Source organism: Neolewinella lacunae, from assembly GCF_014349155.1.
Classification (GTDB): Bacteria; Bacteroidota; Bacteroidia; order Chitinophagales; family Saprospiraceae; genus Neolewinella; species Neolewinella lacunae.
Genome location: NZ_JACSIT010000028.1, coordinates 1 through 215, shown reverse-complemented (window position 1 = coordinate 215; position 215 = coordinate 1). Strand labels below are relative to the sequence as shown.

Sequence of the window (215 nt, the reverse complement as noted above, 5' to 3'; positions counted from 1 at the left end):
GTAGAGCCCTGGGTGTAGGGACCAGCGGAGGTGAGGTCTTTCGTCAGCGCCAGGTCGTAGGTCTGATCAACCGTGATCGTCTCATCGTCCTGGTCATCTTCCGTAGGTACGTCGTTGTCGGGCGTAGAGTCTTCGTCGTCGCCGTCGTCTTCGGTGATCTCCGCAACGTTGGTCAGGCTCGTGCCCTGGAAGGTCGCGTCAATCGTGTAGCTCAC

Annotated in this window: 1 pseudogene; it reads right to left on the bottom strand. The window is 59.5% G+C overall.

What is annotated here, in order from left to right:
* Positions 1-215 (bottom strand): annotated as a pseudogene (locus tag H9S92_RS00155) (hypothetical protein); the annotation flags it as partial.